Source organism: Sphingomonas melonis (genome assembly GCF_013409985.1).
Lineage (GTDB): Bacteria > Pseudomonadota > Alphaproteobacteria > Sphingomonadales > Sphingomonadaceae > Sphingomonas > Sphingomonas melonis_A.
This window is the reverse complement of sequence record NZ_JACCBY010000001.1, coordinates 868,535-880,714: the sequence shown is the minus strand read 5'-3', so window position 1 is coordinate 880,714 and position 12,180 is coordinate 868,535. Positions and strand designations below refer to the sequence as shown.

Below are 12,180 nucleotides of genomic sequence, written 5' to 3'. Positions count from 1 at the left end.
CATGTAAATCCTGACGCAGCGATGCCAAGTCCGGGGAAAGGATTAAAGCGATGACCACGGGTGACCAGGGTAACCCCATCCCGTCTGAGGACGACCGCGACACTGGCGCGGTGAAGACGACAGCAGCAGCGAGAAGACTGGTGACGACACCCATCTGCATGACGATCAGAGTCTCTGACCCTGAAGACCTGATCAGCTCGCCATGGAACCGGCATAACGTTTGACATCGATCGCGGCATTTCCTTGATGTCTCCATCGATGAGCAATCGAGCAGGGTCGCTCAGCTGATTGACCTACAGCATTGCAATCATCTGGCCAGTCGGCCATCCTGGCATGATGACCGACGAGGAATACGAGGACCGCGTTCTTGACCTGATGGAGCAGCTTCCATCCATGACCGACGCTGGCGTCCGCTCTGCCTACCTCGCCAACGTGTCACAACCCGACGATCCTTGGCATGTGGCGTTGGCTGCGGAATGTAAGGCTCGGGGGATCGATACTCGCACTGCGCCAGCCCCAATGACTGGCCGTGCGGAAGCCGGATAACTGCAATTCGATACCGACCGTCAGGTACCGCGCGGCAGTAAGTAAGCAGATCGAGCCGCCGTCCCTATACGTCTCGCTTCTCCAGCTCGTTCTCGGCTGCTTCGCCGGTCCTGCGCAATGCGTCCAGTTCATCCGTCGATTTCGTCTCGATCCCGGCCACTGCGTTGCGGGCGCCCTCAATGGCGTAAACCAGCTCGTCCATTTTGAGATGGAGAGCCTGCTCGCTCCGCCGCTGACCATTGAGCACCATCTGCGTCAGGGTAATCGACGCAACGGACAGGATGAGGGTCAAGGTGTTCTCGCCGGCCACGCCTGCCCGCAGGAACCAGCCTGCGCAAAACATGGCGACCAGTATGATGGCGAGCGGTGCCCCTGCCAAATCCGCGGTGCGGCCGGCAATACGGCTACCAACCTCGTTCAACTTCCTCAGCATGTGCGCCTCATTTCCCCAATGCGCCCGTCTTGGCCGTGTAAGTACGTCCGCCACGGCGAAAGGACAAAGGCGAAGTGGATGGCGTATCCATGCGCTGAAGGCCGCGGGGCGGGTCAGCTTTCGCCCATGAAGTCTGACCGCCTGTGGTCGAGGAGTTCGTCGAGGTAGTCGAGACCGCGGCGGGTGAAGGCGGTGGTGGCCTCGGTGTCGTCGTCCGGGCTGTTGATGACGCTGAGGCGGCCGTCTTCAGGCGCCATGTCCTCGGCGAGTTCCTCAATGACGGCGAGGTCGACGCCCAGGTGCTTTGCGGCGTAGCGCGCAGTGAACACCATCGAGGGGGCGGCCATCAGGCGGCTTTCGCGACCTGGATCCGAGGCACCCAGCTCCACGGCAGCAGCTCGTCGAGCCGGGTCGCTGGATGTTCGGCAATGCGGGCGAGGACGTCGGCGAGCCAGGCCTGCGGGTCGACGTTGTTGAGCCGAGCGGTCTGGATGAGGGTGTAGAGGATGGCGGCGCGCTGGCCGCCCCGGTCCGAGCCGCAGAACAGCCAGGCCTTGCGACCGAGCGGCACGCAGCGGAGCGCCCGCTCGGCGGCGTTGTTCGAGAGACAGACCCGGCCGTCGTCGAGGAAGCGCGTGAAGGCGTTCCACCGGCGGAGCATGTAGAGACAAGCCTTGGCGAGGTCGTGGTTGCGCGACAGCCTGGCGCGCTGGTCGGTCAGCCAGGTATGGCGCTCTGCCATCAGCGGCGCACTGAGCTCCTGACGCACGACGAGCCGGTTGGCCGCGGGCTTGCCGTTGATGGCGCGCTCGATGTCGAAGAGCGCGTCGAGCCGCTTCACCGCCTCGAGCGCAATAGGGTAGACCGTGCCGGTTCGCTCGCCACGGCTCTTCCTGCGGGCGGTGCCCTCGACGTCGGCGAGCTCGAAGAACTTGCGCCGGGCGTGCGCGAAGCACCCGGCCTCAAGCACGGAGCCTGCGCTGCGAGCGTCGCGGTACAACGCGCCGTAGCCGCCATAGGCGTCGGCCTGGAAGATGCCCGACCAGCTGGCGAGATGCGCCTGCGGATGCTCGCCGCGGCGGTCGCGCGAATAGTGGAAGAGTGCCGCCGGCGGGTCGGTGCCGGCGAAAGGCACATCGTCGCGGACGTACACCCATAGGCGAGCCACGTCGGTCTTGCCCTTCGCCATGACTGGCACGGTCGTGTCGTCGCCATGCAGCCGCTCGGCGGCGAGGACATGCGCCTCGATGCGCTTGTAGAGAGGGGTAAGCGCGAACGCCGCGGCGCCGACCTGGTCGGCGAGCGTCGAGACGCTGAGCGGTACGCCTTCGCGCGCGAACCGCTCGGCCTGGCGGTTGAGCGGCTGGTGCTGACCGTACTTCTCGAACAGTAGCATCGCCAGGAAGCTCGGCCCCGCCCACCCGCGCGGTACGACGTGAAATGGCGCCGGCGGCTGGCTGATGGTTTGGCAGTCGCGGCAAGAGACTTTCTCGCGGACCGTCTGGATGACCTTCCACGACCGCGGGATCACCTCGAGCGTCTCCGTCACGTCCTCGCCGAGCTTGGACAGGCGCAAGCCGCCACAGGCCGGGCACGAGCACGGTGCCGGGATGACGACACGCTCGCGCGGCAGGTGCTCGGGGAAGGGCTTTCTGACCGGCCGTCTACGCTCGAACGGGGCGACGCTGGTAGTGTTGGCGGCAGCGATATCGGCAGCGAGATCGTCTTGCGCAGCATCGGCCTCGAGATCCTCGAGCTGGAGCTCCATCTGCTCGAGCAGGCGGCGGCTGCGCTCCGCGCTCGCGCCGTACTGCTCGCGCCTGAGCCTGGCGATCTGCAATTTGAGGTGCGCGATGACCGCCTCAATAGCGCTCTCGCGGGCGACCGCATTGGCGGCGCGTGCTTCCGCTTCGTCGGCGCGCTCAAGGGCAGCCGCGAGCAGCGCCTTGAGCGCTTCGACATCGTCCGGAAGAGGCGAAACGACCGCTACCACGAGGGAGAGTGAATCACCCTTGGCCCCACCGCGCAAGGCGATAATGGCCTATCCGGCGCTTGCCGGACGCCAGCTGTACTGTGGATTGCGCCAGTCGACACCCTCGAGCAGGCAGGCCAGCTGCGAGGCGGTTAGCGATACAACCCCGTCCTTCGCCGAAGGCCAGACGAACCGGCCCTTCTCCAACCGCTTCGCGTACAGCGACATGCCCAGGCCGTCGTGCCAGATGATCTTCACCAGCGAGCCGATCCGACCGCGGAACACGAACAAGTCGCCGCCGTGCGGATCGCGGTGGAGCTGCTGCTGCACCATGAGCGCCAGGCCCTGCATGCCCTTCCTCATGTCGGTGTGACCCATCGCGATCCACACTCTGGCGCCCGGTGGGATCACCGCAGCGCCTTCAACGCCGCAGCCGCCAGCGCCGGTGACGCCGAGGCGAATATCCTCAAGCAGCCGCCGTCGGGCAGATCGAGCACGGCTGCCACAACCGGCTCGGACACTGGCCGAGGCGCATCGTCCACGACCACCGCCGGCACAAACATCGGCTCCGCCTGACGAACCGCAGCACGGCGCCACTGGTAGATCAGGCTGCGAGCCACGTCATGCCGCCGGGCAACATCGCAGACCCTGGTACCCGAACGAAACGCTTCCGCCAGGATGCGCTCGCGCTGCTCGTCACTCCAGCGACGCCGACGCTCCGGCCCCGTCAATATCGTCATCTGCGCCATGGTCGGTACGGACGTCCTTACGTGCGGCTGTAAGGACGTCCTCTATCCCCGGCCCCAACACAGCAAGGCGGCACCCGCCGGATGCTTACTGGATGGCAGAAAGACCCGAGACAGATCCACGCAAGCGTCCTCGGATCCATAGCGACCGTAGGCGATTGCTATCGTTCACCCACCGGGCAAGCGAACGGCCCCTTCCGGAATTCCCTTACTTGAATGAACGAATACCGAGCGTTCACCGTCGTCCGTTCGACGTGTTAACGAACGACCGCTCTCAAGTGCGGCTCGAACGGCCTGAACGTCCGAGATTTGGCCGAGAGCGGACGCCTACCTGTTGCCGCATGGACCCACAACAGACATTCGCATCCCACGCTGCGCACCCCCGACCTCGGACGTCCATTCAGAGCCCAGATATCACCGGTCTCCGGGCTCCCGCATCCGGCCGACTTTAAGAACTGTCGTGACCTGGGCCAGAGCTGCCATAGCTAGGTAGCGAACGAGCTAATTCCATTACGACGGCGTAGTCTAAACGCTCGCACCAGGCAGCGTGGGCTGGTGCCTTCCACCAACCCACGCTACCAACATTAGTCCGACGCCTTTACTCGTCCCCGGAGCCGAGGTGCACCTTAGCAGCGGCCTTCGCGTCGCGCGCCTTCGAGGGTTTGGCGTCTGCCTTCACGGCATTGATCTTCCCAGGCTTCCGACCGAGGCCAATCTTCTTCGCCATCTCCTGGCGGGCAGCAGAGTAGGTCGGAGCCACCATCGGATAGTCTTTCTTCAAACCATAACGCTCGCGGTATTGGTCCGGCGTCATCCCATTAGTTGCCAAGTGGCGACGCAATGTTTTGTACGGCTTGCCGTCGATCATACTGATAATGTGATCAGGCGAAGCCAACGACTTCCGAACCGAAACCGCAGGAGTATATTCCTGCGCTGGCTCCACTGCTTCACCATCGACGGCGCCGCCTGCAGACAAGCCGCTGACGGTCTCATGCATTCGCTGCAAAAATGCCGGTACGTCGCCTGCGTTGACGCGATTATTCGTGTTGCTCAGCCACGCAACAGTCAGTTCCGTCGCGAGTTCGACAAAGTTCGTTTCACTTTCTGATGTCATGCCGTTCTCTCATCCTTTCTTTTGCGCGACCGTACTTAGATCGGCTCGGCCGGTATAAACCATCTTCGCCATTATGCTACAAACGGAGGGCACTTGGCCGGATCGCGCCGATTGTAGCTCCGGCGACCTGCTCCCCGGCAATCATGCCATTGGTAAGTTAGCTCGTCAGATGGAGACGAGCGATGCGGCGAGGCCGTTTTACCGAAGATCAGACCATAGGCGTGCTGCAAGAGCACGAGGCTGGCGTGAAGACCGCCGAGCTGTGCCGGAAGCACGGCATCAGCGATGCGACGTTCTACAACTGGAAGGCGAAATACGTCGGGATGACCGTGTCGGCAGCGGCGCTGTTGCGGACGCTGGAGGACGAGAACCGGCGGCTGAAGAAGCTGCTGGCCGAGTCGATGCTCGACGTGTCGGCGCTGAAGGATCTGCTGAGAAAAAACTGACCCGGTCTGTGGATCGCTATGCTGCGGTGGAGAAGCTGATGGCCGACCACGGCTTCTCCGAGCGTCGCGCCTGCAGGCTGATCGGGGTCAACCGTTCGGCATGGCAATATGAGCCGCTTCGCGGAAAGGACGATGCTGTCCGCGAGCGGATGCGCGAGATCGCGAACGAGCGACGCCGGTTCGGCTACCGGCGGTTGGCGATCCTGCTCAGGCGTGAAGGGAAAGGCATGAACCTGAAGAAGGTCTACCGGCTGTACCGCGAGGAGCGGCTGACCGTACGCAAGCGTGGCGGGCGCAAGCGCGCACTGGGCACGCGGGCACCGATGGCGATCCCGCAGGAACCCAACCAACGCTGGTCGCTCGACTTCGTGTCGGATGCATTGGCCTGCGGCCGGCGGTTCCGCTTGCTCAACGTCATCGACGACTACAGCCGGGAATGCCTGGGATGCATCGTCGACACCTCGCTGTCGGGTTGGCGGGTTGTTCGCGAGCTGAGCGCCATCGCCGAGCGTCGCGGGCTGCCGTGCATGGTGGTCAGCGACAACGGCACCGAGCTGACCAGTCATGCCGTCCTCGCCGGCGTCAGGACACCGGGGTCGAGTGGCACTACATCGCGCCTGGCAAACCACAGCAATACGGCTTTGTGGAACCGTTCAATGGTCGCTTGCGCGATGAGTGCCTGAACGAGCACCTCTTCCCCTCGTTGGCTGCGGCGAGACGGATCATCGAGGCATGGCGGACGGACTACAACACGGTGCATCCGCACAGCAGCCTCGGCGGCATGGCACCCGCCGAGTTCATCAACCGCCCTCGCCAAGGGCGTGACGACACCGAAGCTAACTTATCAGCGGCCTGAAAACGGGGAGCAGGTCACCGGGTATCTTATGACTGACGGCCACTTGACGGCCGACATCCAGCGAACGCGAGAGCGATACTGTCATAAGATTGGTTGAAACACCATGTCAGCACGACGCCACGGCCGATCATGTCGGACGACCTTAGGTGTTGGATCCCATGGTTTGATGGTGGGATCCTTCGGTTGAGATTGGAAGGAAACCCTATGGACGGGTTCGTCATGAGTGCGCCACGACTGCGCATGCCGTCTGAGCAACAATACAGTGATCGCCAGCTTCGCTCGCGACGCTGCGCCGTGAGGTGGGATCAACCGGAAGACAGTCTCGAGGTGGCGGAAACGGGCGACGGTCGAGGATCTAAAGACCTGCCCAAGGCCGCTCATTCAACGACCCTGACTGAGGCGGAGGAGCGGATGGTTGTGGCGTTCCGATGACACACGCCGCTGCCGCTCGACGACCGCCTCTACGCCCTGCAACCATCGATCCCGCACCTGATACGGGCAGCGCTGCACCATGCCTGCAGCGGCATGGCGTCCCGCCCGCCCGACATCGAAGGTGACAAGCCGAAGCGTCGGCTCTTCAAACGCTTTCCCCTTGGCTTCCTCCATATGCAAATTGCCGAGGTGCAGACCGCCGAAGTCAAGCTCTACCTGTTCGTCGGTGTCGACCGCGCCAGCAAGTTCGCTGTTACCAGCTGATCGACAAAGCCGACGGACGCATGGTGTGAAGTTCCCCAAACCCCTGCTGAAAGCCGTGCCTTGCCGCATCCACACGATTTTGATCAACAGTGGCAGCCAGTTTGCCGAGCAGCCGCGCAACCTCAACACAGCTTGGTCGCGTCAGATGCCTTCCAACATGATCTGCGAAGCAAATGCATCGAGCACCGCACACCAAGTCGAACCAGCACTGGACGATCGGCCAGGTCGAGCGCGTGAACCGGGTTATCAAGGAAGCAACTGTCAACCGCGTTCATCACGAGAGCCATGACCAGCTCAGGACGCACCTCTCCAACAGCATGGCTGCCTATAACTTTGCCGGCCGGTTCAAAACGCTCAGCGGACTCACTGCCCATGAATACATCGCCAAGATCTGGACGTCAGAGCCCGACCGGTTCATCGTCAACCGGCTCCACGATATGCCGGGACTAAACACCTGCAAAGCGCAAGGCTCATGGGACGCCACCTGGCATCCCTGCCGTTAGAAGACAACGACTTCTTTACCACTGTCATTCGAACTCCTTCAACCGGCTTCGCAGACTGGGCTGCTACGTAGTGGCATTTAGCGACGCGTCGTAACGAAGGACTCATCTGGAGGCGGAGCTCGCCTTTGCAAGCTGATCAACGCGGGGATCAGGCCAAGGCTGACGTGTATGCGAACGGACCTCCCTGACAAGGACCTTGAAGCATCAGCTGAAAGTAGATGCATGTTGTTGACGGCAAGGCCCAACTAGTCCGCAGTAGCCAGATGTGGGCCGACAGCGTCAATGACAATCGACTGACCGTAGACGCCCCCTTTTCTAAGGGTGTGTCGCCCGATGCATTGATGTGGCATCCGGTGTCGGAACTTCTCCCAATCGACCGTGAACTCCTCCTATGGATTCATAGTCCCTTCGTCGGGCACTGGGACGCTATGGAAGGCACTTGGGTTGACAAGACTAGCCGAGTTCATCTTAGCCCTATTCAGTGCTGGGCATACATCACACCGCCGAGCGTCACAGGTGCCGGGGACGATTAGCCCGTCACGCAAACGGCTCATGACGGAGAGCTCCGTATAGGTAAGCGCGGAAGCGGGTAAGAAGGGCCATCGCGAGGGTCAGGGCCGAGGTAGATGATGAGCATGGCGCGGCGATGCTAAAACAAACGTTTACCTGCCAAGTCTCCATCAAGGCCACCCGCACCACATTGAAAGCAGGCGCGAGCGCCGAAATTATATTTAAATACAACCTGTCGTGAATCGAAAATTCGCCTATTTTCAGCAACGTGCTTGCATTCGATCTCGGCATCAATGCACCGCATTAGCGATGACCATCATTCCGAGCTTTAAATCTAAGTGTTGCGTGGTACTGAAAGATTGTTGCTGCATGCAGCCGACACGCCGAAACGACCTAACCGCGGACATTCACGGCCTCTTGTTCGCCCCCAACTTCAGACGATAATTCATCTTCGCGCCACATAGGGCTTTACCCCTCTGGCGCTCATCCGCGCTTCCTCATCAAGACGTTCATGAAACCTAATTACTGCACAATGAGTTCTCGAACCTACGCCTTCTTCTTCTCCACCATTGCTTTCGCGACCACCGTCGCCTTCTGGCTATGACCAATGAGTCCTGACCCAAGCACCGCCCAGCGAACACGCCCTTATCCTTCGGGCAACCCCGAACGCAGGTGCAGGTAGCGAGGATCGAAACCACAGGCACGTTGCAGCGCTACCATGTCGAGGACGTCGAACGTACCGCCACTCATCGTCAGCATACCTTCTTGCCGCAACCGCCGGACGACCCGGTTGCGTGAACGAGGGTAAGACCGGTGGCATCGCCAAGGCCCTCCTGCGTCATGGGTATGCTGAGACGATTGTCAGACACGAGCCCGACCGCTTGCGCCCGCAAGTGCAACTCCCATTGCAGGTGACCAAGCCCTTCAAAGGCATCCCGAGGTCCCCAACTAACCAGCCACGGTCGCAAAATTGCCTCATCCACCAACGTCGAGCGCAACAAGGCGCGCGTCAGGATTGAAATGGAACGCGTCGCCTCTTCAAGGAGACCGCTGTCGATGTAAGCGACCTCGCATTCAGCCAGTGCCGTAACGCTGTGGTCCATCGATTGAAGCGTGGTGACGTGCAGGTCGCAGAAGTTACCGGGCAGCAGCACTGCGGTGATCCGCCGCGACCCGTCCGGCAAAATCGTATAGCTGGCACCCCAGCCCCCTGAGGATAAGGTGGACGCCGTCCGGTACATTATCCACGAAATGATATCCCGCTTACGCGCCATGACAAGCGAGAGCGACGCAGCCTAGGTTTCGATCGATGATCAACCCCACGCCAGCCGACTGGGACGCTCAGCAGCGGCCTTGATCTAAAGCTATTCGATTTAGTCTGGATCACTGACGTGGGTTGGTCGCGTCACGATAATGGCGAATTAATACAGGTGGATGAACCAGATGCATGATCCACTGCAAGGGCGCCTTATCCTCATCATTGAAGGTGACGCCTTCCGAAGTGGATATATCGAGACTGCTTTGGTTCAGGCAGGTGCGCAGATCCTTGGGCCCGCACGTTCGATCGATGAGGCCAATGAGGTGGTCAAACGCCTGCGCACGCCGCCTACTGCGGCAGTGATCGATCTTGACCTCTTCGAAGCTGCTGGCTTCATAGCCGGCGACATCCTTGTAAATCTGCGCGTTCCACTGCTTTTGATGGCACGATCCAGTCGGGTCTTTCAATCGCAATCCAGCAATCATGCAATGCTGGTGACGCCATTTGCAGCGTATCAGGTACTTGATCATCTTCGCGCTGTACTGACCCAAGCAGTGAAGACAAGCATATACGTGCCGGCTGGACCCACGCTTCGGGGGCACTGATAGCAATATCAATTAGACCCGTCCTAGCTGTGTTTCATGGGTGGCAACACTAGCTTGCGCGTTGCGGTCTTCTTCTCTTCTAAATTTAAACAGCGAGGCGCGTAATACATCCCGTTGAAGACCGGCATGCCGCTGTCAGCGGCGAACTCCGGCCGGAATTTCCAAGCACACCTAGAGCCACGAGACACGCCCTAAAGCGGATTGAATCTATACCGACCCAAGAGCCGACATTCGAGGCGGCCTCCCCACTTGCAGCTTGCCGCGTTCTGCCGTTCCTTAACTTCGACCGCGGTGGATCAACCGTCCCTCCCAGCTTGTGAGCTCACAGATGGGGAACTCCTTAACATTCTTGCAATAACACCTGCCAGGTGTTGACAGAGGCCGCGCGCTCTGTGCGGAAGCAGACGGCGAGCGCGCGCGCTCTGGTATCGTAACGACAGGGGTCAAGCGTGCACGCACAATGGGGCAAACTATCGGCAGCTGCGTTGCTCCTGGCGGGATGCAGCGTCAGTGTGGTGCCCGACAATCAATCAACAAGTTCGAATGCGAGCGAACCCGCCGTAGCGGCGCAGTGGACCAAAGATACCCGCGCGCAGTTGCGCCAGGCGATCGATGCGCGGGCGGCGCACGGGCTCGACCAGATGCCATTTCTCAGCGACGCAAGTGACGAGGCAGGCATTACGAAGCAGGCGCTCGCCTACGCTTCCGCCCTGGCGCACGGCGCGACCGACCCGACCAAGTTGTACGACGTGTACACCGTACCGCGTCCTGACCCAGACCTGCGCGCCGGGCTGGCTACCGCTTTGGGCGCAAACAATGTGAAGGATTGGCTCGCCAGTCTCGCGCCTGCCGATCAGAACTACCATCGTCTGTCGAAGGCCTATCTTGCGCTACGTCAGCAGCCCGGCGCGCCGACTCCTGCGATTCCCCTCACCGGCGAGGCGATCAAGCCCGGTGCCACTGATCCGCGCATCGCGACGGTTGCGCGTGAACTCGTGATCCTCGACTATTTGGTTCAGGGAGTGGCACAGGGCAGTCGCTATACGCCCGCTATAGTTAAGGCGGTGCAGGAGATGCAGGCCGATTATGGCATGAAGCCCGATGGCGTTATCGGCAGCGCGGCACTCGCGATCCTCAACATGTCCGATATCGATCGCGCGCGCGCGGTTGCGATCGCGATGGAGCGGCTGCGCTGGCTCGAGCGGACCCCGCCCGCGACACGGATCGACGTCAATCTCGCTGCGGCACGATTGACCTACTGGCGCGACGGCGAGATCGCCGACAGCCGCAAGGTCGTGGTGGGCGAACCCGACCGCGAGACGCCGCAGCTCGGCTCTCCGATCTTCCGCCTGGTTGCCAACCCGACCTGGACGATCCCGCGCTCGATCGAGGGCGAGACGGCGGCGAAGGGCGCTGCCTATCTCAGGGCCAACAACATCGCACGCAAGGATGGCTGGCTGGTGCAGCAGCCGGGAGCGAAGAATTCGCTCGGCCTCGTCAAGTTCGACATGCTCAACGATCAGGCGATCTACCTACACGATACGCCGGCCAAACAGCTGTTTGCGATGATCCAGCGGCAGCGCAGCCACGGTTGCGTCCGCATCGACGATGCGCTCGGCTTTGCCGAAATACTGGCGCGCGACGAGGGCGTGACCGATCAATGGCATCAGGCGCACAGCACCGGCAAGGAGAGGTTCGTCAAGTTGCCGAGACAGATCCCGGTGAGGATGCTGTACCAAACGGTGCTGTTCGACGACGCGGGCGAGCCGATCGTGCGCAACGATCCCTATGGCTGGGACGACCGCGTCGGCGCGGCGCTAGGCTTCAAGGCCGGCAAGGCGCTACGCGTCGAGACGCGTGCCAGCGACGAGGGGCCGTGACCCGGTCACATCGCAGCTCTCGCCCCCTGGCAATCTCGAACCCTCGTTGACCCTTGCGATGACTAAGCTCACGCGGCATTTTTCGCGATCGTTGCCATTGAGGCGTGAAGCGTCATGATCACGAGCGAAAGCGGCTGGATTCACCTGGCGACAAGCTCCGTTGAGATTGTTGGCACGGCGATCATTGTTGTGGGCGCATTCGGAACGCTCGCGGCCTTCCTGATCGGGTTGGTCAAAGGCGCGAGAAGCCGGGCGACGTTGGTCGCCGACTTTCGCTCGGGTCTTGGCCAATCGATCCTGCTCGGATTGGAGTTCCTGGTCGCGGCGGACATCATAAACACGGTGGCGGTTGAGCCGACGATCGAGAGCCTGCTCGTCCTAGCTGGCATCGTACTGATCAGGACCTTTCTAAGCTTCTCGCTCGAAGTCGAGGTAGACGGGCGCTGGCCGTGGCAGAAACGACGATCGGCCCAGGGAGCGCCGTACGACGGCGATCAGAATGACTGAACCCGGAGCAATTTATCATTGTTCCGGATGACCCACATGTGGACGTTCAGCTCAGCGGATCTAATGGATCCGCGCAGCGCCGCCGTAAAGCGACATCAGGTGGCCCCG

The 12,180-nt window shown here is 61.5% G+C and carries 12 protein-coding genes and 1 pseudogene; 4 read left to right on the top strand and 9 right to left on the bottom strand.

Going from position 1 to position 12,180, the window contains the following annotated elements; all coding sequences use genetic code 11:
• Nucleotides 1–610: 610 nt before the first annotated feature.
• From HD841_RS04325 to HD841_RS04300, 6 genes are all read right to left on the bottom strand, one after another.
• Nucleotides 611–979 carry a low affinity iron permease family protein gene (locus tag HD841_RS04325; protein ID WP_179507620.1) on the bottom strand — a complete coding sequence of 123 codons (369 nt, stop codon included), beginning with the start codon at nt 977–979 and terminating at the stop codon, nt 611–613.
• Between the two features lie 113 nt (nt 980–1,092).
• Entirely contained in the window at nt 1,093–1,326 is a 234-nt protein-coding gene (locus HD841_RS04320; RefSeq protein WP_179507619.1) for a hypothetical protein, read from the bottom strand.
• Nucleotides 1,326–2,972 (bottom strand): IS66 family transposase, encoded by a 1,647-nt coding sequence (gene tnpC, locus HD841_RS04315; RefSeq protein WP_179507618.1) that lies wholly within the window; start codon nt 2,970–2,972, stop codon nt 1,326–1,328. The genes HD841_RS04320 and tnpC overlap by 1 nt, the downstream gene beginning before the upstream one ends.
• 48 nt (nt 2,973–3,020) lie before the next feature.
• The gene (tnpB, locus tag HD841_RS04310) at nt 3,021–3,341 is read right to left on the bottom strand and encodes an IS66 family insertion sequence element accessory protein TnpB (protein WP_373562950.1); all 321 of its coding nucleotides are present in this window, start codon (nt 3,339–3,341) and stop codon (nt 3,021–3,023) included.
• Between the two features lie 17 nt (nt 3,342–3,358).
• Nucleotides 3,359–3,700 carry an IS66-like element accessory protein TnpA gene (tnpA, locus tag HD841_RS04305; protein WP_179507616.1) on the bottom strand — a complete coding sequence of 114 codons (342 nt, stop codon included), beginning with the start codon at nt 3,698–3,700 and terminating at the stop codon, nt 3,359–3,361.
• A gap of 595 nt (nt 3,701–4,295) precedes the next feature.
• Complete coding sequence (locus HD841_RS04300) at nt 4,296–4,811, bottom strand: MucR family transcriptional regulator (protein WP_179507615.1); 516 nt, start codon at nt 4,809–4,811, stop codon at nt 4,296–4,298.
• A gap of 182 nt (nt 4,812–4,993) precedes the next feature.
• Here HD841_RS04300 and HD841_RS04295 point away from each other — a divergent pair.
• A pseudogene (locus tag HD841_RS04295) lies at nt 4,994–6,113 on the top strand (IS3 family transposase).
• A 381-nt stretch (nt 6,114–6,494) separates the two neighbouring features.
• Here HD841_RS04295 and HD841_RS20675 read toward each other — a convergent pair.
• Complete coding sequence (locus HD841_RS20675; RefSeq protein ID WP_257015335.1) at nt 6,495–6,896, bottom strand: hypothetical protein; 402 nt, start codon at nt 6,894–6,896, stop codon at nt 6,495–6,497.
• Nucleotides 6,897–6,982: 86 nt separating this feature from the next.
• Here HD841_RS20675 and HD841_RS20670 point away from each other — a divergent pair, with 86 nt between their 5' ends.
• Nucleotides 6,983–7,312 carry a hypothetical protein gene (locus HD841_RS20670; RefSeq protein WP_373562924.1) on the top strand — a complete coding sequence of 110 codons (330 nt, stop codon included), beginning with the start codon at nt 6,983–6,985 and terminating at the stop codon, nt 7,310–7,312.
• 1,262 nt (nt 7,313–8,574) lie between these two features.
• Here the strand turns inward: HD841_RS20670 and HD841_RS04285 are convergent.
• A complete protein-coding gene (locus HD841_RS04285) occupies nt 8,575–9,063 on the bottom strand; it encodes a Crp/Fnr family transcriptional regulator (protein WP_179507614.1) in 489 nt (162 codons plus the stop codon).
• Nucleotides 9,064–9,205: 142 nt separating this feature from the next.
• The gene (locus HD841_RS04280; RefSeq protein ID WP_179507613.1) at nt 9,206–9,610 is read right to left on the bottom strand and encodes a hypothetical protein; all 405 of its coding nucleotides are present in this window, start codon (nt 9,608–9,610) and stop codon (nt 9,206–9,208) included.
• 524 nt (nt 9,611–10,134) lie between these two features.
• Between HD841_RS04280 and HD841_RS04275 the strand changes: the two genes are divergently transcribed.
• Nucleotides 10,135–11,565, top strand: a complete 1,431-nt coding sequence (locus tag HD841_RS04275) for a L,D-transpeptidase family protein (RefSeq protein ID WP_179507612.1) — start codon at nt 10,135–10,137, stop codon at nt 11,563–11,565.
• 114 nt (nt 11,566–11,679) lie between these two features.
• Nucleotides 11,680–12,072 (top strand): DUF1622 domain-containing protein, encoded by a 393-nt coding sequence (locus HD841_RS04270; protein ID WP_179507611.1) that lies wholly within the window; start codon nt 11,680–11,682, stop codon nt 12,070–12,072.
• Nucleotides 12,073–12,180: the final 108 nt, after the last annotated feature.

Coding starts and splice junctions, on each gene's coding strand:
- HD841_RS04320 (WP_179507619.1), bottom strand. CDS start 1,326: ATGGCCGCCCCCTCGATGGTGTTCACTGCGCGCTACGCCGCAAAGCAC.
- HD841_RS04280 (WP_179507613.1), bottom strand. CDS start 9,610: ATGATCAAGTACCTGATACGCTGCAAATGGCGTCACCAGCATTGCATG.
- HD841_RS04285 (WP_179507614.1), bottom strand. CDS start 9,063: ATGTACCGGACGGCGTCCACCTTATCCTCAGGGGGCTGGGGTGCCAGC.
- HD841_RS04270 (WP_179507611.1), top strand. CDS start 11,680: ATGATCACGAGCGAAAGCGGCTGGATTCACCTGGCGACAAGCTCCGTT.
- tnpA (WP_179507616.1), bottom strand. CDS start 3,700: ATGGCGCAGATGACGATATTGACGGGGCCGGAGCGTCGGCGTCGCTGG.
- HD841_RS20670 (WP_373562924.1), top strand. CDS start 6,983: ATGCATCGAGCACCGCACACCAAGTCGAACCAGCACTGGACGATCGGC.
- HD841_RS04300 (WP_179507615.1), bottom strand. CDS start 4,811: ATGACATCAGAAAGTGAAACGAACTTTGTCGAACTCGCGACGGAACTG.
- HD841_RS04325 (WP_179507620.1), bottom strand. CDS start 979: ATGCTGAGGAAGTTGAACGAGGTTGGTAGCCGTATTGCCGGCCGCACC.